Below are 22,678 nucleotides of genomic sequence, written 5' to 3'. Positions count from 1 at the left end.
TGTTGCTCGTTACACAAGCTTTCCACTCTCAACATGATAGATCTTATCTGCGCAGTTAAGCGTAGACGTTCTGTGCGAAATAAGCACAATTGTTCGTTTTCTTTTAATTTGGTTAATACTTGTAAGGACGCGCGCTTCATTAAGCGCGTCCAAATTGCTGGTAGGTTCGTCAAGCAGCAACATTGAGCCTTGATGTAAGAATGCACGGGCAACACCTATACGCTGACGCTGTCCACCTGATAGTGAGCTTGAGCCTTGGGTTAATACCGTGTCATATCCGTGAGGCAAGCTCATAATAAAATCGTGCAATGAAGCTTGTTTACAAGCATGAACAATCTCATCAAAGCTTGCTGTTGGACGCGCAAGCCTAATGTTGTCTTTTATACTTTCACGAAAAAGATACGTATCTTGTTCAACAAGCGCTTGTCCAGAACGTAAGCTTGTTGTTGTAATATCTTGGATGGGTGTTTTAGAAATAGTAATAACACCTTTTGATACATCCCAAAAGCGCATTAAAAGCCTGCATAATGTTGATTTTCCCGAACCACTTGCTCCTGTAATACCCACAATAGATCCTTGTGGTATATCGCAGGATACATTCTCTAAAACCGGATTTTGATGACAGTCATACAAAAAGCTTACGTTTCGTGCGACTGCGTTGCCGCACAAAACACAAGATCCATCTACAACCTGGTGCACTAAGGGCGCCTCGTCCAGCAATGACAACACACGTTCTCCAGCAGCAAGGGTGCCTTGTAATGTTGAACCAAGCTTCGCCAATGCGAGTACGGGTCCAAAAGAAGAAAATAACATGCCCGTGGCAATTATGCCGTCAAGGGGCAGAATGATTTCATGAGTTACCAGTGCGTATGTTAAGGCAAGTTGAGACAAACTGCACAGCATAACTACTGCATGAGCCAACGATGTGCCACACCCCGTTTGAGCAGCTGTAATCTTTTGAACTTGGAGTAGCTCATGTGATTTTTGTATCATGTGCTCTTTTCTAACGTCGCTGGCTAAAAACTGACGTGCAACACGAACTCCCTGTATATTTTCGAGCACGCAGTTGCTTAATGTGGCAGTTTTTGAACGAAGCTGCTTTCCAAGGCTGCCCATGCGTCTGTATGTCCACAGAGGTAACAAAATACCAGTTACGGCGTAGGAAATTAACGCAACCAATCCACAAAGGGGATGAATACAAGCTAAAAGTATGGTCATGATTGCGCTCACGATAAGAGCAATGAAAATCGGAGATATGGTGTGCGCGTAGAACACTTCAAGCAACTCAACGTCAGAGGTAATAAGTGAAATAAGATCGCCAGCATCAGAAGAACTTAATTTAGCAGGAGTAAGCTCTCTCATTTTGCCAAAAACTTTGTCACGAATATCGGCAAGCAGCTTAAAAGCTATGTAGTGGTTACAAAGTTGTTCAAGATAACGCAGTGCTCCGCGCATGAGTGCAAGGCCTATAAGTATGGCAATAATTAACGCAAGCGATGTCTGCGCCGAGTGCATCCCAAAGCTAGAGCTTGGAAGGTGAAGCACCATCCCCAAACCAATAAGGGCGCCTACAGGGATAAAAATAGCGCACAAAAATCCAAGAATACCGCATACGGTTGCTGCTGCAACTACGCCTATAAATGAATGTATAAGCTTTAACATGGCAAGTATGCATGAAAGTGCTGTGCGTTTGCGCTGGTGTATAGGCGATGGATTTGTTGTATGTTGTTGCGCTCTCATTATGCCAGCTCTCCTTGTCGAATTTGTTCAAGTTTTTGTTGAGTTTTCCACATTGTTTGATATGCCAAGCAATGAGCCAACAATTCAGTATGAGTACCTTTTCCTACCAGTTTGCCTTTATCTAGTACATAAATGCAGTCAGCAGGTACAACATTTACCAATCGATGCGAAATAACCAACACGCCCTTGGTAGTTGCAAGTTCTTGTATAGCGTGATTGAGGTGTTCTTCTGATTCAACATCTATGCTGTTGGTTGCTTCATCAAAAATGTAGTATGCGCTGTTATGCAAAAGTGCACGTGCAAAGCACAAACGCTGCTTTTGACCACCAGAAAGATTGGCTCCTTGCGTTTCTACATGCATTTCAAGTCCGCCGTGTGATTGGACAAAATCAGCAATGCGCGCCTGTTTGAGTACATGCCAGAGCAGCTCGTCAGAGGCACTTCTATCTGCTAACAACAACATTTCTCGTATCGTGCCGCTAAATATATAATTCTCCGCCGAGACGGTGGTTATTGTGCGCGATAAAGCGTTTGCGTTTATATCATTGATAGAGCGGCCGTTGAGCATGATGCTGCCGGAAAAATGAGGGTATGCTCCTGCAATAAGATGTGCGATAGTTGATTTTCCGCTTCCGCTTGCGCCAACAAAGGCGATCATTCCATGAGCTGGAAGCGTAAACGATACATCATGTAAAACGTTTACAGGTGCTTCATTGTTGGCATTGTTTTGCAAAGGATATGCAAAGCTGACGTGATCAAATGTAATGGTGCATGCGCCACTCATAGGTGATTTTTGCGCAAGCACAGGTAAATCGTGTATTCCGCGCTTTGTTTCGGGCGTATTCAAAAACGTAAATATTTTGTTGCTTGCACTCATACCGTTCATGGCAATATGAAAATATGAGCCCAATGTTCGCATGGGTATAAAGAACTCTGCAGATAAAAGGACGATAAGCAAAAATCCAAATACGTCAAGCGACCCGTTCAAAAGTTGGGAAAACGCCACGCTCATGCCAGCGACAGCTCCTCCAAATGCTGCCACATCCATCACCATAATTGAATTCAACTGCATTTTAAGCAGGCGCATGGTTGCACGCCGAAAATCCTGCGCTTGTTCGTTCATGGTTTCATGACGCGCTTTGTCGGCATTGTATATTTTAAGTGTTACTAAACCTTGTAAATTTTCGAGAAAAACATCGCCTAAATTTGTATAGGATTTCCAGTATGCGCCCATAACGCGTTTTGCAATTGATTGAATAACCATAATAATTGCAGGTATAAGAGGCACAAATACTAAAAGCGCGGCTGCTGCAACTATGTTTACAAACGCCAGTACCACAAATAACGTAAGAGGCGCTAAACACGCATACACAAGTTGCGGCAAAAATTTGCCAAAATATATCTCTAGTTGCTCAGTTCCTTCTACGGTAGTTTGTATCAGTTCTGCTGTTGAAATATTTTGTGCTGACGCTACGTCTAAGCGAACCAGTTTTTCATAAATCTTTGATCTTAAGACAAGCTTAATGTCGCAAGCCGCGTTAAACGAATAAAGCTCTGTTGCGTATGATGAAGCACATTTTAATATGATTGCCACCGCGCAAATACCTAAGCAAGCATATACAGCGATGCTTGTGTGCGCAAGCATAGCTGCTAGGGCGTATGCCAGTGTGGCCGAAAAGCAGATGGTAGCAATAAGACCTATATATTGTGCTGCTACCGTTTTTGCAATTTCTTTTTTTGCTTGTGGGACTAATGCTAAAAGTCGTTTGTCTACCATGATTTTCTCGCTTTACGGTGTGGCGTACTTGAGCTGGCCTGCGGTTTTATTTTAAGAGTTCACAAAAGCTCCGTGCGATTTGTGCCTATCGCTATTGTACAAAATATTGCAAGAGCGCGTATGTGTAGATTTATTGTTATAGATATCTTAACTATTAACTGTATGTTTCATGCATTCTAAACGTACGTAAAACCCGTTATATTGTGAATGTAGGACATGAGTCGGGCGCACTTCACGCCTCGTTGTGTGCATAAGCGCACGTAGGTATCATGTTTTACAGAGCTATACCTTTTATAAAGCGTTTCATTTGGTGCGTTCAGAAAGGAAGTTCTGGTATGTCGGATGTACGTGTTTTGTCTTGCGACAAAACTAAAGCATCGTTTGTTTCGGCAACTAACGCAGACGCGCAACCTTGCGTTGCGGTGGTTATGGGCAGTAAGTCCGATTGGGAAACCATGAAGTTAAGTTGCCAAATTCTGGAAGATTTTAATATTCCTTATTCCAAGCAAGTAATTTCTGCACATCGCATGCCGCTTGAAATGCGTGAATTTGCAGTTGCCGCGCGCAAAAATGGAATTAAGGTTATTATTGCAGGCGCTGGAGGAAGCGCACATTTACCGGGGATGATTGCAGCTCAAACTACACTTCCTGTTTTGGGCGTTCCTGTGCAAACTCACGCACTCCACGGCATGGATTCATTGCTGTCAATTGTGCAAATGCCGGCAGGGATTCCGGTTGCAACGCTTGCAATTGGCGCGGCTGGTGCAAAAAATGCAGGACTTCTTGCCGTACAAATTCTTTCAATTACAAATCATCAACTTGCAGAAAAGCTCGCTGCCTATAGGCACGAGCTTAATTTATCTGCGCGCGAAATGAGTGAGAGTCTTGACTAATACAATAGATATAGCCTCATCGCCTGCTAAACAAATTCTTCCTGGTCAAACCATTGGAATCATAGGCGGCGGTCAACTTGGTCAAATGCTTGCTCAATCTGCAAAAGAAATGGGCTATCGCGTAGGTATTCTTGATCCGCTAAAAAATTGCTCTGCAGCTCAGGTAAGCGATTTTCACTATCAAAATGAGTATAGCGATGTGGAAGCGCTGCGTTCATTTGCCCAAGCATGTGATGTTATTACCTATGAGTTTGAAAATGTTGACACAGGTGTGCTTGACACCTTGCAACACGAGGGAGCACTCTATCTGCCTCAGGGAACAAAACTGCTACGCGCAAGCCAAAACCGCCTCGATGAGAGGCGTTTTTTGTTGGACGCGCATACCATAGTTGCTCCTCATGCGCGTGTTGCTACTCCGCAAGATTTGAAGGAGGGGATTGAGCGCTTGGGCATGCCGTGTGTTCTTAAAACATCTCGTTTTGGATATGACGGTAAAGGTCAGGTAGTCATTAGATCAAAAGATGATATAGACACAGCTCAAAAGCTTATTGAGCAGCAGGTATGTTTGTTAGAAGCGTGGATTGATTTTGTGTGCGAAATTTCGGTTATGGTGTGTGGCGATACATTTGGTACCATGGCACTTTTTGAGCCGTCTGAAAATATTCATAAACACAATATTCTGCATGCTTCTGTGGTTCCAGCGCGCATTTCAGAACCTATTCGCGCACGTGCACGTACTGAAGCGCTCAAAATTGCCCATGCAGCACATCTTGTTGGTGATTTAGGCGTTGAGATGTTTGTGTTACACGATGGCTCCATCATGATAAACGAACTTGCGCCCAGGCCGCATAATTCGGGTCATTACACCATTGAAGCCTGCGATTTTTCGCAATTTGATCTGCATATACGAGCCATCTGTGGCATGCACATAGCTCAGCCACATCTGCTTTCACCTGCTGTTATGATGAACGTTCTTGGTCAGCACGTTGAAGGCACCTATAACAGCATGAATGAGCACGCTAACTGGCATTATCATCTGTATGGCAAGGGTGAGGCTCGCTACGCGCGCAAAATGGGGCATGTTACCGCATTGTGCAAAGACACAACGCAGCAGCTTAAAGCGTTCGACGAATGCGGTATTTGGACAAAAGATAATGTGTAGCTATAAGTTACTGCTGGTAAACATGTAGATGGTGTAAGTAGGTAAGGCAAAACGTACAGCGAGAAAGGATTGTACATGCAAAAGGGGAAACTATCTTATGTGGGAAAAGCAAAAGATATGTACGAAACCGATGACCCTCGTATGCTTTGGATGGTCTATAAAGATCAGGCAACGGCAGGTGATGGTGCTAAAAAAGAGCAAATAGCTGGTAAGGGTGAGCTCAATCAAAAAATTACGCGTCTTATTTTTGCATATTTGGCTGATCACGGCATTAAAACCCATCTCAAAGAGATTATTTCCGATACAGAAGAGCTTGTTGAAAAACTTGATATGTTTGAGCTTGAAGTTGTGTTAAGAAACCTCGCAGCTGGAAGCATTGTTCGACGTCTTGGTATTGAAAAAGGCACCGAGTTTAAAGGCGGCATGATTGAGTTTTACTATAAATCCGACGATTTGCATGACCCGCTGTTAACAGACGATAATTTGATGTTTATGCACTTGGCAACCCCTGCTCAACTGCAAGAAATTAAACGTCTTACGCTAGAAGTGAATACGCTGCTCACAGAACTTTTTAAGCGTGCTGGTTTAATATTGGTTGATTTTAAGCTCGAGTTTGGTACAAATGCCGATGGAGAAGTTGTATTGGGAGACGAGTTTTCTCCTGACAACTGCAGACTTTGGGATGTACACACGCACGAGAGCTTTGATAAAGATATTTTTAGAAACTCCGACGAAGATATGATCCCCTTCTATAAAGCAGTTTACGAGCGTCTTTGTTCTGCTTTGTCTTAAACCCAACTAAGAGATAGGTTGTTTGATGTATAACGTAGAAATTTATGTAAGTTATAAAGAGTCCATTTTAGATCCTCAAGGTCAGGCAATTAAAAAGGCTGTACATCAGATGAATTATGCTTCGGTGGAAAGCGTGCGTCAGGGCAAATATTTTGAGATGACGCTTGACGATACCGAAGAACATCCTGTGAATGTTGTTGAAGAAATTGCCGACAAATTACTTGCAAACGTTAACACCGAAAGTTTTGTGTATACCATTTGGCATCATGACAGCGCAACTGGAGAAACAACGTTAATTGCCGATACAAAATGCACGCAAAACAATTCCTCAGCTGCGGATACACACTAAAGGAGCGGGTATGAAATTTGCCGTTATTCAATTTTTAGGGTCTAACTGCGATATGGATATGCTTTGCGCGCTCCGTGATGTTTTGGGCGAAGAAGCACAATACGTACCCGCTTCACAAACTTCACTTGAAGGATTTGATGCGGTTATGTTGCCGGGAGGTTTTTCGTACGGCGACTATCTACGAAGCGGCGCAATTGCTCGTTTTGCACCTATCATGTCCGAAGTTAAGCGCTTTGTTGAAGAAGGAAAACTTGTTTTAGGAACTTGCAACGGTTTTCAGATTCTTGTTGAGGCAGGCTTTTTGCCTGGCGCATTTTTGCGCAATACTAACTTACATTTTGTTTGTAAGTGGCAAAAATTAAGGGTTGTCAACAATACAAGTGCATTTTCCTCGGCATTTAAAAAGGATCAAATTATCACGCTTCCCATTGCTCATGGTGAAGGTAATTATTATTGCGACGAGCAAACGCTTGCATCTATGCGCGCTCACAATCAAATAATTTTTACCTACGAAGGCGAAAATCCCAACGGCTCTGTTGCAAATATAGCAGGTATCACCAACGAGCGTGGCAACGTAATTGGCATGATGCCTCATCCCGAGCGTGCTGTTGAGGAGCTTTTAGGCGGCAAAGACGGTCTTTGTGTATTTAAATCAATGGTTGCAGCATTTAAGAAAGACGAGGTACATGCATGAGTTCCTATGGTAAAGAGCCTACGTGTGAAGAAATTCGTCAAACAAAAGTATATAAAGATTGGGCGATGTCCGAAGAAGAATACGATCATGCATGCAAGATTTTAGGTAGATTGCCTAATTATACGGAGTGCGGTTTGTTTGCCGTTATGTGGAGCGAGCACTGCTCATATAAGAATACAAAACCAGTTTTGCGTACCTTTCCTACAAAAGGCCCTCGTGTTATTCAAGGACCAGGTGAAGGCGCAGGTGTTGTTGACATTGGCGATGGATTAGCTGTTGTATTTAAGGCCGAAAGCCACAATCACCCGTCTGCAGTTGAGCCTTATGAAGGAGCGGCTACTGGCGTAGGCGGTATTTTGCGCGATATTTTTAGCATGGGCGCGCGTCCCATTGCCGTTTTGGATTCGCTTAGATTTTCTTCGCTTGATAACGCTCGTACAGAATACTTGTTCAAAGAAATTATTCATGGTATTTCGGGGTATGGTAATTGTATTGGTATACCAACCGTTGGCGGCGAAATTGCTTTTGATGAATCATATCAAGGAAATCCGCTGGTTAACGTTATGTGCGTTGGCCTCATGAAAACGTGCGACTTAAAGCTTGGTCGTGCAGCTGGAGCTGGAAATTCTATCATTTATGTAGGCGCAAAAACTGGTCGTGACGGCATTCACGGTGCAACGTTTGCAAGTGAGGAATTTGATACCACTAAAAAGTCTAAGCGTTCTGCTGTTCAAGTAGGAGATCCTTTTATGGAAAAGCTCCTTTTGGAAGCGTGCTTAGATATCATTACAACCTGTCCTAATGAGTTGGTAGGTATTCAAGACATGGGCGCAGCAGGCCTTGTTTCTTCTAGTTCGGAAATGGCTTCAAAAGCGCATATGGGCATGGAGCTCAACCTTGATTTTGTTCCTCAGCGCGAAACACATATGACGCCATACGAAATGATGCTCTCCGAATCTCAGGAGCGTATGCTTTTATGTGTTGCAAAAGGTCACGAAGATAAAATTATTCAGATTTGTAAAAAGTACAGCTTGGATGCGGTAAAAATTGGTGAAGTTTGCGAAGGGCACCAATATAAGCTGTATCACAAGGGCAAGCTGGTTGCTGATATTCCTGTTGATGCATTAAGTGAAGATGCACCTGTATATGAAAATGAGTCGCGCGAGCCTCAGCGTATTGCGCAGGCGCCTCAAGAGCAGTATACGCCCTGCTTTACCGATGCGATTCAGACGCTTAAGAATTTGTTGACGACTCCTACCATCGCTTCTAAAAAGCGTGTATACGAAACCTACGATACCATGGTACGTACGTCTACGGTTGTGGGGCCAGGCTCATCAGCTGCGGTTATTCGTGTTCGTGGAACTAATAAAGCGCTTGCCGCTACCACCGATTGTAACGCGCGCTACATCTATCTTGATCCTTTTGTGGGAGGTCAAATTGCTGTTTGCGAAGCTGCGCGCAATTTAGTAGCAACGGGTGCTCAGCCTTTGGCAATTACAGATTGTCTAAACTTTGGAAATCCAAAAGACCCCGAGATATTCTACGAGATTAAAGAAAGCGCGCGTGGTATTGGCGATGCGTGTTCTGCCCTTAAAACGCCTGTTGTTTCGGGAAATGTATCGCTTAATAACGAGACAAATGGCCACGCTATTATGCCAACTCCTATGATTGGTATGGTGGGCTTGATCGAAGATTTATCGCATATTACTTCTTCACATTTCAAAACAGCCGGTGATGTAATTTACACGCTTGGCACAACGCACGCCGACTTTAACGGATCTGAGCTGCAAAATCTTGAGTGCGGACGTGTAAGTGGAAAGCTTTTTGCCTTTGATCTTGAGGCGGAAATGCGCAATCAAGAGCTCATTTTACGCGCGATTAAAGATGGCTTTGTTTCTGCATGTACCGACGTGAGCGAAGGTGGATTGGCTGTTGCTTTAAGCGAGTGCTGCTTTGAGCATGGCGTTGGAGCTACGGTTGCACTTGATATGCATACGCCGTGCATATTTGCCGAAACGCAATCGCGTTTTGTTTTAAGCGTTCCTGCAGATAAGCGTCCTGCGTTTGAGCAAGCCTATGGAGCTCAATTTAAGCAGGTAGGCTATGTAACCGATGAAGCAGAGTTGCGTATTACCACATTGGATGAGCAGCTGAGTGTTTCCGTGGATGAGCTTAAGCGCTGCTGGGAAACTACTATTTCGCGTCACATGTAGGAGCAGGAGATCATATGACCGAAACAACTTTTATGCATGAATATGACGCGCAGGCAGGCGAACTTGTAAGCTGCGATTATCAAGACATTGCTCGTGATGAGCCGCATGAAGAGTGTGGCCTTATTGGCGTGTACCATCACTGTGATGCAAGCCTTTTGAGTTTCTTTGGACTTATTGCATTGCAGCATAGAGGTCAGGAAGGCGCAGGTATTGTAAGCTTTACTAACCGCGATAAAGATGGAGCGGCGCAGCCGCGTGTTCATCAAAAACGTGGTCTTGGGCTGGTAAGTGAAGTTTTTTGTCAGCGTAAGGATTTCTCTGAACTTCCGGGCGATATTGCATTAGGACATGTCCGTTATTCAACTTGTGGTGATGCATCAATTAATAATATTCAGCCATTTGTATTCAGATTTTCGGATATAAATGTAGCGCTTGCGCATAACGGCAATCTTGTAAACAGCACAACACTGCGAAAACGTCTTGAAGACCAAGGAGCTATTTTTAATTCCACCAGTGACTCAGAGATCTTAATGCATCTTATTCGTCATAGTTCAAAAAGCTCGTTTCACGAGCAGGTAAAAGACGCACTTTTGCAGGTAAAAGGTGGATTTACCTATATTTTAGCAACGGATGATGAGTTGATTGGCGCCTGTGACCCCTGCGGTTTTAGACCTTTGGTTGTAGGAAAACTGGGCGATGGTGCATATTGTATGGCAAGCGAATCGTGCGCACTTAATCAAATTGGTGCATCATTTTTATTTGATGTTGAGCCTGGTGAAGTGGTATTTATTAAAGACGGTCAGGTTACGCGCGAATATTATACCAGCCACCATCAGCAGGCAATTTGTGCGATGGAGTATATCTACTTTGCGCGACCCGATTCAGTTATTCACGATGTATGCGTTCACACGGCGCGCAAACGCTCTGGCGAAATTCTTGCGCACGAGGCTCCGTGTTCGCAGGCCGATTTGGTGATAGGTGTACCCAATTCTTCGCTTTCTGCAGCTATGGGCTATGCTGAAGCATCGGGCTTGCCTAACGAAATGGGGCTCGTTAAAAATCAGTATATTGGCAGAACGTTTATACAGCCTACTCAAGACGAACGTAGGCGAGGCGTACGCATGAAGTTATCGGCGGTGCGCAAGATCGTTGAAGGTAAAAGCATCGTGATGGTTGATGATTCAATTGTGCGTGGCACTACCTCGCGTTTAATCGTTGCGCTGCTCTTTGAAGCTGGCGCGCGTGAAGTGCACGTACGCATTGCGAGTCCCGCTCTTAAATATCCGTGTTTTTATGGAATTAATATTTCGGATACGCGTGAGCTTATTGCAGCAGGTCACAGCCTTGAATACATTAGGTCCTTTATTGGAGCAACATCACTTGCGTATTTAAGTGAGCAAGGTCTTATTAAAGCGATTGATCTGCATGTAGATGCTCCGTATCAAGGTTTGTGCATGGCGTACTTTAACGGTGATTATCCAACACGCTTGTTTGACTACGAGCAGGATTACAAAGCCTCACTTGCCGAGGTAAATCAAGTGCCGCTTAAACATGCTTCGCATATTACCGATCGTGTTCAATAACACAGGCATGCATGTACGATGTGTTTTGCATTCCAAATGGAAAGGATTCTTATGAGCCAAAATGCATATTCTCAAGCAGGTGTTGATGTAGAGGCAGGATATGAAGCCGTATCTCGTATAAAAAAGCATGTTCATGCTACATATCGAAAAGAAGTTTTGGGTGATTTGGGCGGATTTGCTGGTTTATTTTCGCTTAAAGACTTTCACTTTGATGACCCCGTTTTAGTTTCGGGAACCGATGGTGTTGGTACTAAAATCCTGTTAGCAAAGCAACTTAATCGACTCGATACTGTTGGCATAGACTGTGTTGCTATGTGCGTAAACGATGTTCTTGCACAAGGTGCTGAGCCCCTGTTTTTCCTCGATTACATAAGTGTGGGCAAAAACTCGCCTGAACGTATGGAAGCGTTGGTTAAAGGCGTGTGTGAGGGATGTAAACAAGCAGGCGCTGCGCTTATTGGTGGCGAAATGGCAGAGATGCCTGGTCTGTATGAATCAGATGAGTTTGATTTAGCAGGTTTTTGTGTGGGTATTGCCGAGCGTCGTGCGCTTTTGCATACGTCGCTGGTGCATGAGGGTGATGTACTTGTAGGATTAGCTTCTTCGGGTGTACATTCAAATGGATTTAGTCTTGTTCGCTCTATTTTAGGTCAATCGCTATCGCAACATCCTGAGCTTTTGGAGCCTACTAAAATCTATGTAAAAAGCGTTCTTCCGCTTGTACAGCAAGGGCTTATTCACGGGATTTCTCATATCACAGGCGGCGGATTTGTGGAAAACATTCCGCGTATGTTGCCAAGCGATTTGCGAGCGCATATATACGATGGATCATGGGAAAAACCAGCCGTCTTTACCATGCTTCAAGAGCAAGGTAATCTTGAGTATGCGTCTATGTTTGAATATTTTAATATGGGCATTGGTCTTGTCCTTTCTGTGGGTAAAGGCGATGTCCAAAAGGTAATGGACGCTCTTAAAACCGCAGGTGAACAGGCGTTTGTGATTGGTTGTGTAGAGAAAGCTGACTCCATAGAACGCACCTCGTCTGTATATTTACAAGATAGACCACAAATTGTTATAGACGCCAAGACCTCTGAGGAGCACTAAGTTATGAAACTTGCTGTTTTTGCATCGGGTTCTGGAACAAATTTTGAAGCTATCTATGATATCTGTTGTCGTCAAACGCGTGTTTTAGAAATCGCGCTTCTTTTTTGTGACAACCCACATGCGTATGTGTGTACGCGCGCTAAAAAATTAGGTGTTCCTCTTGAGGTTTTCTCTCCTTGTGATTTTGCAACGCGTGCAGATTACGAGCAAGCTCTTGTTGCACTTTGCAAGCGCTATAAAATAGATTTTGTGGCATTGGCAGGCTATATGCGTATTTTACATAAACCTATGTTGGACGCATTCCCTCAAAAAATCATCAATATTCATCCTGCGCTTTTACCCTCTTTTCCAGGAGCTACAGCTATCGCAGATGCTTTTGCTGCAAAAGTAAAGATTTCAGGGGTAACCGTTCATTACATTGACGAGGGAATAGACACAGGAACAGTTATAAGCCAAGTGCAAGTTCCTCGCTTTGACAATGATACTCTTGATAGTTTTGAAGCGCGTATTCATGAAGCAGAGCATTTGTTGTACCCTTCTGTTTTGATAAAAATTGCCTGTAAAAGTACGCTTGATACTGATGAACTCGTGAGTGCGTAATATATCGCGTACGAAGCACACGAAGCACACGAAGCACGAAAGGATGTCTCATGGACATATTGGTTGTAGGTTCTGGTGGACGCGAACACGCCTTAGCGCGCTCGTTTGCGAAGTCGCCTCACGTGGCACACGTTTTTTGCGCACCTGGTAATCCAGGCATGTGCGCTGAAAAGATATCATGTGTTCCAATTCCTCAAGATGACTTTAAGGGATTAGCCGATTTTTGCGTACAACATAACATCGATTGGACATTTGTTGGACCCGAGTTACCTCTCTTTTCTGGCATTGTTGATTATTTTGAGGCACGCGGGCTTAAAATTTTTGGTCCAACTCAAAAAGCTGCACAAATAGAATCATCAAAATCATTTGCTAAAGACTTGATGGAAGCGCATCACATTCCTACGGCAAAATATTCAGTTCACACATCTTATGAGAGTGCATTAGATGCTGTAAAAAAATACTGTGTCACTTCGTCTCATTTTGTCCCTATTGTTATTAAAGCCGACGGTCCAGCAGCAGGTAAAGGTGTTATTATTGCGCGTACGTTACACGACGCCGATCAGGCACTTCAGGAGATATTTACACTTCATGAGTTTGGAAGCCAAACAAAAGTGGTTCTTGAAGAATTCCTTGAAGGTCCTGAGTTTTCGTTCTTTACCCTTGTATATGGCAATAGTCGTATCTATTTACCCTGCGCACAAGATTTCAAGCGCCAAGGTACAGGAGATACTGGCTTAAATACAGGAGGCATGGGCGCGTATACGCCTGTTCCCTTCGTAACACCTGAACTGGTTCAGCAAACTATTACAACCATTGTTGAACCTACCTTATCGGCCCTGGAACAACAAAACGCTCAATTTAACGGAGTACTGTACACAGGACTTATGCTTACAAGCTCTGGCCCTTATGTTATAGAATTTAACGCCCGTTTTGGTGACCCCGAAACGCAGGTTATCACATCGGTTTTGGATGAAGATACTGCATTGATGATAGCTGAGTTGCTTAGCGGCACAGATACCAAACGCTTTGCCAAGGCACATGGTACATGCGTAGGAGTTGTTGTTGCTGCTGACGGCTATCCAAAATCTTATATAAAAAATATTCCACTCACGTCATTTAGTAATCCTCCTTCTTCGATTGAATTGATTTATGCTGGAGTAAAGTCGGATACAACGTTAGATACACACGCAGATGCAACACCACGTGAAAAGCTAGGACTAGAATCAAGCGCAAAGTCAGGCGTAAACCATGGTGATCTGGTATCCGCAGGTGGTCGTATTCTTATGGCGCTTTCGCAAGCATCTAGCATTGCGCAAGCCCGAAAGCACGTCTATGACTACCTCGATTCGTTAGACCTTCCACATATGTTTTATCGTTCAGATATTGCACTTAAAGCTCAAAACAACAATGCATAGAGTTTTTCTGCCATCTGATGCATAAAGTGTTTCTAACGTTTTATGCAGCAATGGCATGCGGTGTATCTGACAACATGTACACTTTATACGAAATGAGTAGCGTGTATATAACGTGTTTATGCATGATGACCTCCAATTTGTTGGTTTCTCTGTCTTCCTGTTGCGTGTGGCAATAAGCTTGTTCCTCGCAACAGGGAGTTTTTACCATATTTATGTTTGACGGCAAGCGTGGCATGTGCAAGTTTATATTCGTTAGTGTGCGATTCATCTCCTTCAAAAAGTGTTGGAGTAACTTGTGCTTGGGGCTTAAGATTTCCCAGCGTAATGCAAATTTTGCGTATGAGACGATCTTTATCAACGCGTGTGTCCCACAACGTATCAAGAATTTGTTCTAGTATGCTGCGTGATGCTGTATGGTATGAAAGCGTATGAGAACAGTGAAGTGTGTGCTGACGACTTTTGAGATAAACAGAATCAATACTGTTTACCTGCACTAAGGGCGTGTTGGTATACATCACCTCAAGCGTAATGCACGAGCAGGTATTTCTTTCTTCAATAAGACGAAGACATGAGTCATAAATCATTTCTTTACAAATACTTTTTGCTTCTGCTTCGCTATAATCGCGCAGAAGTACCTGTCCATTTGATATCGACTGATGGTGTGGTTTGTATGCCTTGATTGAAGCTATGGTACAAAAATCAAGGCCCCAAGCATGATGGATAAGCGTATGCGCGCCTATGCCAAATTCTCGCAACAGAATTTCATTGGGAATGCCACATACGCCATGCAGATCGAACACGCCATAACGTGCAAGTTTTTGAGCGGTGCTTGATCCTATACCCCATATATCTGTCAGCGGTCTATGATGCCATATATCACGATAAAAGAGCGTTTTGGTAAGAATCCCCATATGCGTGTTATTGTGTTTTGCGATAATATCCATGGCAATTTTTGCAAGAAACATATTGCTTCCAATACCCGCTGTTGCACAAATATGTTCTTGCTCATATACGGCATCGATAAGCATTTGTGCAATTTGTTGTGACGACATGTTGTATCGTTTGATATATGGTGCAATATAGATAAAACACTCGTCTATTGAGTATGGAAAAATATCGCACGGTGCACAAAATTGTTCATAGATAGAGCGTATACGTGCAGAAACATCAACATAGTGCTGCATGCGTGGTTTTACTTTTATATACGTTATGTCTTTAGGGATCTCGTATACTCTACAACGATTTCGTACACCTTGTGCTTTAAGCGCAGGTGTAACGGCTAAGCAGATGGTTCCTTCTCCGCGATCGGGATCGGCAACTACCAAGTTAGTTGTAAATGGATTGAGTCCTCGATCGGCACATTCAACTGAAGCGTAAAAAGTTTTGAGATCAATGCACATATATGGTAGGGTGTCTATATGCTCATACGCTGCTTTTTGTGCGGATAGACCTTGTGTTGCTTTGGCATGTGCTTGGGATGTGGCATTAAAAGGAATGTATCCTGCAAGTGTGAACACCGAGACTCCTTAGAACAAAAGTTCGTAAAACATGTGTTCTAGTATAGAACGTATGTACGATAAAAGCAAGTCTCATTACGTGTTATATATGTGTGCAAATATACCTACAAGCCATGGGTTTGCCATATGCTGACACCTTGGCATAATACTTGAGCATAATACCTCGGCAATAATCCACCTACGTGCGCATATAACCGTTTAGGCACGCTAAATAATTTGAAAGATGAAAAAATCCAAATAATGGGTTTCGGGCATACCCCATATAATAGGATGATCGCATGCCTGTTGCCGAGCTTCAATTTGTTTGAGCGTAACCTGGGCTTGTTGTGCTGCGCTTCGAAGCACGTCTTGCAAAAGTTTTGTTGACATAAAGTGACTACAACTACAAGTGGCTAGATATCCGCCACGTGGCAGAAGTTTCATGGCATGGTAATTGATTTCTTTGTAGCCTCGCATAGCCGAAGAAATGGTGCCCCTGCTTTTAGTAAATGCAGGAGGATCAAGAATAATTACATCAAAAGGGCCGCCTTCGGCATGTGCATAGTTTTTATCCTGCTCCAATTTACGCAGATAGTCCAGGACATCTGCACAGCTACAGTGCACAATATGTTCAACATGGTTAAGACGCGCATTTTCTTGAGCCAGTTTAAGCGCAAGCTCGCTAATATCAACCGCTCGAACAGTTTTTGCTCCTGCAACGGCTGCATTAAGGGCAAATGGCCCAACGTGTGAGAAGCAGTCTAATACGCGTTTACCTGCGCATATGCTACGTATTGCTCGTCTATTGTATTTCTGATCCAGAAAAAAGCCCGTTTTTTGGCTGTTTTCTACATCAACTGAAAAAGCTATTCCATTTTCATGCATGATAAGCTGCGATGAAGTAGGTACACTCAGTGTAGGTGCCAATTTGGTATACCAGCCTTTATAAAGCGTTAAACCTTCTTTGGTTCGCACAGGCGAATCGCAGCGCTCATACAACGCGCGGATATCTTCGCCGGCCTCGTGCAAAACTTCAACAACAAGTCGATAGAGCAGATCCTTTATACGCTCAACACCAACTGTGGTAATTTGACATACCAAAACACTTTCATACCTATCGACGATAAGCCCAGGGATGCCGTCCGCTTCGGAAAAAATAACGCGGCAACAGTGCGTATCATCGGTATGGGGAAGACTTTTTTCTTTCATGCAGCTTACGCGGTGTTGCCATGCCCACATAATGCGACGTTTCCAGAACGCTTCATCAAAACGATCATTAGCGTTTGTACTTACCATACGCAGACGAATGGTACTGTTTTGAGAAAGAAACGCCGTGCCTCGATACGTTCCGTTTTCTTCGCAAACATCTACCAGCGAAGCATTTTCCACCGTTCGTGTAGTCTTATCATGTGCTTCAATTTTTATAACCTCGTCAGCATAAACCCAGCTAAACCCATCTTTAAGCGCACGAGTTGCCTTTTTGGTAATAGTGGCTACGGGGTATGTTCTCATTTGTTTCATCGGCGCTCCTTGGATGGGTCTGTTACATGCGTGTGAGGCAATGTTTAATAATTCAAGCAATACTCATAATCAACGGTTTATCCATCAAGACAAAACGTTATGCATTATCCCAAATTCGATGCGTAAAAACACCGTCTTCATAGATACCATAACTATGCGTGCCGTCTTTAGGAAGGCCAACGCTGCCTGGATTAAAACACCATATACCTGGGTATGCTGTGCTTTCCTCGTTAATTTTTTTGTGAGTATGGCCAAATATCAACGCGCTTCCCTGCGGAAGAGGTGGCATATGATCACAAGAATTATGAAAGCCTGCTCCCCATTTATGTCCGTGCGTGCAAAAGAGTGAGCGACCTTGTATGAGCTTGCCGTGCTCGTTTGTGCGCTGAATCTTGGTACCAATATCGCTATCAAGAGTTTGATCCCATAAAATGTTATATTCTGCTAAACAAGGAAATTCCAAAACCCATTGGTCTACCTCTGCTTCGCAGTTACCGCGCACTACAATAAGCTGTTCTTTAATTGAGTTAAGCATAGCAATAACTTCTTTATGATTATAATCAGCAGGAAGATTATTACGCGGACCGTGATAGAGCAAATCGCCCAACAATATAACGCGATCAGGTTGATGTTGGTCAAGCTCCTCAATTAAGCGGCGACACCATTGAGCGGCACCATGAATATCCGATGCAATAACGAGCTTCATAAAATCATCTCCATAAATTTGATGAGTGTGCGCACGCAAATTAGCACACACAACTTGTATCAAGTGTACTACAACTGTATTGTGACCTGTGCAAATACAAAACGTATTCAAGAAGAAACTCTCACGCGCCTATGCTCAGATATGAAGGGGCGACGTATAATATCTATGATATGTGGAGATATAAAAAATCTAGTATGAATACACTTAGATTATGTATAGTATTCATATATAGAGGGAACAATTCTGATAGTGCGTGAGGAACGCACTTTTAACGAAATGTAAAACATGCACGATATCCATACAAAGCGTATGTGTGCTTGCGCATGTCATGATGAAAGGATACCAGCTATGAGTAAAGTATTGGGAATCGACCTTGGTACCACAAACTCGGCAATGGCAGTGCTTGAGGGTGGCGCACCTACTATTATTGTAAATGCCGAAGGCGATCGTACCACACCGTCAGTGGTGGGCTTTCGTGCTGAAGGCGACCGTATTGTAGGAAAAGCTGCTAAAAACCAAGCAGTTACCAACCCTACTAACACGGTATTTTCTATTAAGCGTTTTATGGGTCGTCGTTTTGACGAGGTTAGCTCAGAGATTAAAACTGTTCCTTATTCCGTTAAGGGCGGTACTGGCAATCGTGCTGTTGTAACCATTAACGGAGAAGACTTTACCCCTGAGCAAATTTCGGCTATGGTGCTTTCTAAGATGAAGGCTGATGCCGAGAAATATTTGGGAGAAAAAGTTACCGAAGCTGTTATTACCGTTCCTGCTTACTTTAATGACGCGCAACGTCAGGCAACTAAAGACGCAGGTAAAATTGCAGGTTTGGACGTTAAGCGTATCGTAAACGAGCCTACGGCTGCAGCACTTGCATACGGTTTGGATAAAAAAGATATTGACCAAAAAGTTCTCGTATTTGACCTTGGTGGCGGTACGTTTGATGTATCGCTGCTTGATTTGGCAGATGGCGTGGTAGAAGTTCTTGCTACTAATGGTGATAACCACCTAGGTGGTGACGATTGGGATCAGCGTGTTATCGACTGGTTGGCAGATAAATTCCAGTCGGATAACAATATTGATCTGCGCAAAGATCCTATGGCTCTTCAGCGTCTTAAAGAAGCTGCTGAAAACGCAAAGAAAGAGCTTTCAAGTGCTCAACAAGCAGACATTAACCTGCCCTTTATTACTGCTGATGCAACTGGTCCTAAGCACCTCAATTACACGCTTACCCGTGCTGAGTTTGAGCGCATTACGCGTGACCTTCTTGAGCGTTGCAAAGAGCCTGTTACCAAGGCGCTTCGTGATGCAAATATCTCAATCTCTGATGTAAACGAGGTTATCCTCGTTGGTGGATCATCTCGTATGCCTGCTGTTCAAGAGCTTGTTAAAACTATTACGGGCAAGCAACCTAACATGAGCGTTAACCCCGATGAGGTAGTTGCTGATGGTGCAGCGGTTCAAGCTGGTGTTCTTACAGGTGATGTTTCGGGCATTTTGCTTTTGGATGTAACTCCTTTAAGCTTGGGTGTTGAAACCATGGGTGGCGTTATGACCAAGATGATTGATCGTAATACAACCATTCCTACCAGCAAAACCGAGATTTATTCAACTGCTGTTGACAATCAAACATCTGTTGAAATCAACGTTTTACAAGGCGAGCGTGAGCTTGCGCGCGACAACAAGAGCTTAGGTAAGTTTAGCCTGACTGGCATCCCTGCAGCTCGTCGTGGAGTTCCTCAAATTGAAGTTACCTTTGATATCGACGCAAACGGTATTGTGAAGGTTACTGCAAAAGATAAGGGAACAGGCAAAGAGCAGCAGATTACCATTTCTGGTTCAACAGCACTTTCTGATGATGAAGTAGATCGTATGGTTAAAGATGCTGAATCTCATGCTGAAGAAGATAAAAAGCACAAAGACGAAATTGAAGTACGCAACCAAACAGATTCGCTTGCATACTCAACCGAGCAAACTTTGAAGGATTTGGGTGACAAGGTTCCTGCTGATCAGAAGAAAGCTGCTGAAGATGCTGTAGCTGAAGCTAAGAAGGCACTTGAAGGTCAAGACATCGAAGCTATTAAGGCTGCTGGCGAAAAGCTGCAGGAAGTTGGCCATAAACTTGCCGAGATTGTGTACTCAAACGCACAACAAGCAAGTGCACAACAGCCACAAGGCGCGGGCGCAGACGCGCAACAAAAGCCTCAAGATGATGTTGTTGACGCAGATTATGAAGTTGTAGACGACGACAAAAAGAACTAAGCGTTATACGCATAGCTAGTAGCCGGGGCAGTACACAATTTCTGTACTGCCCTCTATACCATAAGGAGGTAGAACGTCTATGATGCCTAAAGATGAAAAACAGGATTTCTCGCACGAAGGTGCAGCAGACGCATCTCAACAGATGTCTCACAGTCATCACGATATCCCATCTGCACATAAGTCTGATGATAAATCACCTGCTCAAGATTGTAGTTCGTGTGATTCTGCTGCGCACGGTACAGAACATGTAGATGCGTGTTCCGATGAGGACGCTACCGTAGCCGCAGCTATTGCTGCAGGTGAAAAAGCTGCGCGTGAAGACATTAAGGCAGACTTTGACAAGCTTAAAAAAGAGCATGACGAGCTTTCTGGGCAATTAGAAGATTTACAAGACACACTTGACGCAAAGTCCAAAGAGGCGGCAGCGGCGAATCAAAAATTTATGCGCCTGCAAGCAGATTGGGATAATTACAGAAGGCGCACCGCTCAAGAACGTTTGGACGAGCAAGCACGCGCGGCCGAAAAACTGGTTCTAAGTCTTTTACCCGTTATTGATGACATGGAGCGTGCAGCTAATCATGCAGCTTCGTTGGATAACAAGGATGATAACTTTACACAGTTTTTAGATGGTATTTCTCAAGTTCACGATAAAATGCTTGCAATTTTGGCAAAAGAAGGCGTTGAGGTTATTGATCCTGCAGGTAAAGCCTTTGATCCTTTGATTCATCAAGCAGTGGGCAGACAAGAAAATAAAGATGCCTATGCCGATACAGTTGCCGATGTATATCAAAAAGGTTATCGCATGGGTGGAAAAGTAATCCGCAATGCTATGGTTACGGTGACGTTTGGAGGTCCTGCTCGTCCTGCAGATACTCAAGATGACGCAACGAGCTCAGACGGCGCTTCCGAACAAGCATAGTGTGCTCAACCTTTGAATTGTTGAAAGGAGGCGCTTGTCAAAATGGCGCAAAGAAGTTATTACGATATTTTAGGCGTACCAAAAAGCGCCACCGATCAAGATATTCGTCGGGCATTTCGTAAATTAGCGGCAAAATATCACCCCGATGCTGGCGGTGACGAAAAAAAATTTAAAGAGATCAGCGAGGCTTATACAACACTTTCAGACAAAAACAAGCGTCGTGAGTATGATCAGATGTTGCAATTTGGTGGAATTGGCGGTTCGGGTTTTGGGTCCTACGCTTCTGGTGGGCGCGGCTCGTCGTATGCGTATGCATCCAATATGGGCAACTGGAATGATGTTTTTACTAACATTCGTAATGGTAATGGTGCGTTTTCAGATTTTGATTTTTCAAGTATTTTTGGGAATGCAGCAGGCTCGCAAGGCTATACGCAACGCAACGCAAAGGGTAGAGATTTAACGTTGTCGCTTACATTGAGTGCACAACAGGCATATAACGGTTGTACGCAGCGTGTGCGCTTTACAATTCCATCTACTAAAGAGAGCCAAACGTTAGAGGTAAAAGTTCCTGCTGGTGCTCAAAATGGCGGCAAGCTGCGGTATCGCGGTCGGGGAGAATATGGCATCGGTACCGGCGAACGTGGAGATCTTGTTATTACCACTTCTGTTTCGGATGATCCGCTTTTCCATCGCGATGGCGCAGATGTTCATATGGAGCTTCCTATTAGTATATATGAAGCCATATTGGGCGCCCATATAGACATTCCAACTCCTGATGGTGCCGAGCTTCGTCTTAAGATTCCTGCAGGTACACAAGACGGCAAGACATTTAGATTCAAAGACTTAGGTGCATGCGTGCCTAAGAAAAAAGGTGCACGTGGCTCGCTTTTTGTTAGTGTGCGTGTAAAAATTCCTACGTATCTTTCTGCAAAAGAGCGTGAAACTTTTGAGCGTTTGCGTGATAATGATATGCAAGACTACAGAAAGGACGTGCGTGAGCATGGAGACGCGTGGAAAAAGCGCTAAAGATAAGCCGTTATACATGATCAGTGTTGCAGCCGAACTTACTGGTATGCATCCGCAAACACTTCGTGTCTATGAACAAAAAGGTCTTGTAAATCCTGGTCGTTCGCGCGGAAATACGCGTTTGTATTCTGCTAACGACATAGAGCGCTTAAATCTTATCAGCAAACTCACCGATGAAGGTATTAATCTTGCAGGTGTGGTTCGTATTTTGGATATGCGTGAGCGCTCCGTTGCTCGTGATGAAGAAAACGATGCATTGCGCAAACGCATACGCGCGCTTGAGGATGAAGTCCACGAGCTGCGTATGCGCGAGCGTATAACCGCACTTGCTCGCTATGATTCTAATAATCCCGAAACAATTATGCGCGGCCTATTATCTGGAGATACTCAAGACGCGTGATGTGGTCGCTTGGACGTAAACCGTA

At 43.8% G+C, this 22,678-nt stretch carries 19 protein-coding genes; 14 read left to right on the top strand and 5 right to left on the bottom strand.

Going from position 1 to position 22,678, the window contains the following annotated elements; translation table 11 throughout:
- Positions 1 to 9: 9 nt before the first annotated feature.
- A complete protein-coding gene (locus tag AC1DBT_RS03595; RefSeq protein ID WP_480018616.1) occupies positions 10 to 1,740 on the bottom strand; it encodes an amino acid ABC transporter ATP-binding/permease protein in 1,731 nt (576 codons plus the stop codon).
- A complete protein-coding gene (locus tag AC1DBT_RS03590; RefSeq protein WP_480018615.1) occupies positions 1,740 to 3,518 on the bottom strand; it encodes an ABC transporter ATP-binding protein/permease in 1,779 nt (592 codons plus the stop codon). Before AC1DBT_RS03590 ends, AC1DBT_RS03595 begins: the two co-directional genes overlap by 1 nt.
- A 335-nt stretch (positions 3,519 to 3,853) precedes the next feature.
- On the opposite strand from AC1DBT_RS03590, the gene purE reads away from it, so the two are divergent.
- From purE to purD, 10 genes are all read left to right on the top strand, one after another.
- Complete coding sequence (gene purE / locus AC1DBT_RS03585) at positions 3,854 to 4,411, top strand: 5-(carboxyamino)imidazole ribonucleotide mutase (RefSeq protein ID WP_480018614.1); 558 nt, start codon at positions 3,854 to 3,856, stop codon at positions 4,409 to 4,411.
- Positions 4,395 to 5,573, top strand: coding sequence for a 5-(carboxyamino)imidazole ribonucleotide synthase (gene purK / locus AC1DBT_RS03580; protein WP_480018613.1), 1,179 nt, complete (start codon positions 4,395 to 4,397; stop codon positions 5,571 to 5,573). The genes purE and purK overlap by 17 nt, the downstream gene beginning before the upstream one ends.
- A 75-nt stretch (positions 5,574 to 5,648) precedes the next feature.
- The gene (purC, locus tag AC1DBT_RS03575) at positions 5,649 to 6,365 is read left to right on the top strand and encodes a phosphoribosylaminoimidazolesuccinocarboxamide synthase (protein WP_480018612.1); all 717 of its coding nucleotides are present in this window, start codon (positions 5,649 to 5,651) and stop codon (positions 6,363 to 6,365) included.
- Positions 6,366 to 6,390: 25 nt separating this feature from the next.
- Complete coding sequence (purS, locus tag AC1DBT_RS03570) at positions 6,391 to 6,714, top strand: phosphoribosylformylglycinamidine synthase subunit PurS (RefSeq protein ID WP_276777384.1); 324 nt, start codon at positions 6,391 to 6,393, stop codon at positions 6,712 to 6,714.
- Positions 6,715 to 6,724: 10 nt separating this feature from the next.
- Positions 6,725 to 7,408 carry a phosphoribosylformylglycinamidine synthase subunit PurQ gene (purQ, locus tag AC1DBT_RS03565; RefSeq protein ID WP_276769711.1) on the top strand — a complete coding sequence of 228 codons (684 nt, stop codon included), beginning with the start codon at positions 6,725 to 6,727 and terminating at the stop codon, positions 7,406 to 7,408.
- The gene (gene purL / locus AC1DBT_RS03560) at positions 7,405 to 9,621 is read left to right on the top strand and encodes a phosphoribosylformylglycinamidine synthase subunit PurL (protein WP_480018611.1); all 2,217 of its coding nucleotides are present in this window, start codon (positions 7,405 to 7,407) and stop codon (positions 9,619 to 9,621) included. Before purQ ends, purL begins: the two co-directional genes overlap by 4 nt.
- 14 nt (positions 9,622 to 9,635) lie before the next feature.
- Complete coding sequence (gene purF / locus AC1DBT_RS03555; RefSeq protein WP_480018610.1) at positions 9,636 to 11,204, top strand: amidophosphoribosyltransferase; 1,569 nt, start codon at positions 9,636 to 9,638, stop codon at positions 11,202 to 11,204.
- Positions 11,205 to 11,255: 51 nt separating this feature from the next.
- Positions 11,256 to 12,308 carry a phosphoribosylformylglycinamidine cyclo-ligase gene (gene purM / locus AC1DBT_RS03550; RefSeq protein ID WP_480018609.1) on the top strand — a complete coding sequence of 351 codons (1,053 nt, stop codon included), beginning with the start codon at positions 11,256 to 11,258 and terminating at the stop codon, positions 12,306 to 12,308.
- 3 nt (positions 12,309 to 12,311) lie between these two features.
- Positions 12,312 to 12,908 carry a phosphoribosylglycinamide formyltransferase gene (gene purN / locus AC1DBT_RS03545; protein WP_480018608.1) on the top strand — a complete coding sequence of 199 codons (597 nt, stop codon included), beginning with the start codon at positions 12,312 to 12,314 and terminating at the stop codon, positions 12,906 to 12,908.
- 50 nt (positions 12,909 to 12,958) lie between these two features.
- Positions 12,959 to 14,323 carry a phosphoribosylamine--glycine ligase gene (gene purD, locus AC1DBT_RS03540; protein WP_480018607.1) on the top strand — a complete coding sequence of 455 codons (1,365 nt, stop codon included), beginning with the start codon at positions 12,959 to 12,961 and terminating at the stop codon, positions 14,321 to 14,323.
- Between the two features lie 116 nt (positions 14,324 to 14,439).
- Here the strand turns inward: purD and AC1DBT_RS03535 are convergent, their stop codons facing one another.
- The 3 genes from AC1DBT_RS03535 to yfcE all read right to left on the bottom strand — a co-directional run bounded on the left by AC1DBT_RS03535 (position 14,440) and on the right by yfcE (position 18,046).
- On the bottom strand, positions 14,440 to 15,840 hold the full coding sequence (locus AC1DBT_RS03535; protein ID WP_480018606.1) for a Y-family DNA polymerase: 1,401 nt from the start codon (positions 15,838 to 15,840) through the stop codon (positions 14,440 to 14,442).
- A 207-nt stretch (positions 15,841 to 16,047) separates the two neighbouring features.
- Positions 16,048 to 17,340 (bottom strand): class I SAM-dependent rRNA methyltransferase, encoded by a 1,293-nt coding sequence (locus AC1DBT_RS03530; protein WP_480018605.1) that lies wholly within the window; start codon positions 17,338 to 17,340, stop codon positions 16,048 to 16,050.
- 97 nt (positions 17,341 to 17,437) lie between these two features.
- Positions 17,438 to 18,046 carry a phosphodiesterase gene (gene yfcE, locus AC1DBT_RS03525; protein WP_480018604.1) on the bottom strand — a complete coding sequence of 203 codons (609 nt, stop codon included), beginning with the start codon at positions 18,044 to 18,046 and terminating at the stop codon, positions 17,438 to 17,440.
- 348 nt (positions 18,047 to 18,394) lie between these two features.
- Between yfcE and dnaK the strand changes: the two genes are divergently transcribed.
- The 4 genes from dnaK (at position 18,395) to AC1DBT_RS03505 (ending at position 22,653) form a co-directional block, all read left to right on the top strand.
- Positions 18,395 to 20,308 carry a molecular chaperone DnaK gene (gene dnaK / locus AC1DBT_RS03520; RefSeq protein ID WP_480018603.1) on the top strand — a complete coding sequence of 638 codons (1,914 nt, stop codon included), beginning with the start codon at positions 18,395 to 18,397 and terminating at the stop codon, positions 20,306 to 20,308.
- A gap of 79 nt (positions 20,309 to 20,387) precedes the next feature.
- Positions 20,388 to 21,227 (top strand): nucleotide exchange factor GrpE, encoded by an 840-nt coding sequence (locus tag AC1DBT_RS03515; RefSeq protein ID WP_480018602.1) that lies wholly within the window; start codon positions 20,388 to 20,390, stop codon positions 21,225 to 21,227.
- Between the two features lie 42 nt (positions 21,228 to 21,269).
- Positions 21,270 to 22,253: a DnaJ C-terminal domain-containing protein gene (locus tag AC1DBT_RS03510; protein ID WP_480018601.1), complete on the top strand. Its 984-nt coding sequence runs from the start codon at positions 21,270 to 21,272 to the stop codon at positions 22,251 to 22,253.
- Positions 22,228 to 22,653, top strand: a complete 426-nt coding sequence (locus AC1DBT_RS03505) for a heat shock protein transcriptional repressor HspR (RefSeq protein ID WP_006303304.1) — start codon at positions 22,228 to 22,230, stop codon at positions 22,651 to 22,653. The genes AC1DBT_RS03510 and AC1DBT_RS03505 overlap by 26 nt, the downstream gene beginning before the upstream one ends.
- Positions 22,654 to 22,678: the final 25 nt, after the last annotated feature.

It is taken from the genome of Fannyhessea sp. C0108B2 (assembly GCF_056583915.1).
The sequence above is the reverse complement of the archived record's forward strand: the minus strand, read 5'-3'. Positions and strand labels throughout refer to the sequence as shown.

Coding starts and splice junctions, on each gene's coding strand:
- purD (WP_480018607.1), top strand. CDS start 12,959: ATGGACATATTGGTTGTAGGTTCTGGTGGACGCGAACACGCCTTAGCG.
- purM (WP_480018609.1), top strand. CDS start 11,256: ATGAGCCAAAATGCATATTCTCAAGCAGGTGTTGATGTAGAGGCAGGA.
- AC1DBT_RS03595 (WP_480018616.1), bottom strand. CDS start 1,740: ATGAGAGCGCAACAACATACAACAAATCCATCGCCTATACACCAGCGC.
- purQ (WP_276769711.1), top strand. CDS start 6,725: ATGAAATTTGCCGTTATTCAATTTTTAGGGTCTAACTGCGATATGGAT.
- purS (WP_276777384.1), top strand. CDS start 6,391: ATGTATAACGTAGAAATTTATGTAAGTTATAAAGAGTCCATTTTAGAT.
- purL (WP_480018611.1), top strand. CDS start 7,405: ATGAGTTCCTATGGTAAAGAGCCTACGTGTGAAGAAATTCGTCAAACA.
- AC1DBT_RS03530 (WP_480018605.1), bottom strand. CDS start 17,340: ATGAAACAAATGAGAACATACCCCGTAGCCACTATTACCAAAAAGGCA.
- purC (WP_480018612.1), top strand. CDS start 5,649: ATGCAAAAGGGGAAACTATCTTATGTGGGAAAAGCAAAAGATATGTAC.
- purE (WP_480018614.1), top strand. CDS start 3,854: ATGTCGGATGTACGTGTTTTGTCTTGCGACAAAACTAAAGCATCGTTT.
- purF (WP_480018610.1), top strand. CDS start 9,636: ATGACCGAAACAACTTTTATGCATGAATATGACGCGCAGGCAGGCGAA.
- dnaK (WP_480018603.1), top strand. CDS start 18,395: ATGAGTAAAGTATTGGGAATCGACCTTGGTACCACAAACTCGGCAATG.
- AC1DBT_RS03510 (WP_480018601.1), top strand. CDS start 21,270: ATGGCGCAAAGAAGTTATTACGATATTTTAGGCGTACCAAAAAGCGCC.
- AC1DBT_RS03590 (WP_480018615.1), bottom strand. CDS start 3,518: ATGGTAGACAAACGACTTTTAGCATTAGTCCCACAAGCAAAAAAAGAA.
- yfcE (WP_480018604.1), bottom strand. CDS start 18,046: ATGAAGCTCGTTATTGCATCGGATATTCATGGTGCCGCTCAATGGTGT.
- AC1DBT_RS03515 (WP_480018602.1), top strand. CDS start 20,388: ATGATGCCTAAAGATGAAAAACAGGATTTCTCGCACGAAGGTGCAGCA.
- AC1DBT_RS03505 (WP_006303304.1), top strand. CDS start 22,228: ATGGAGACGCGTGGAAAAAGCGCTAAAGATAAGCCGTTATACATGATC.
- purN (WP_480018608.1), top strand. CDS start 12,312: ATGAAACTTGCTGTTTTTGCATCGGGTTCTGGAACAAATTTTGAAGCT.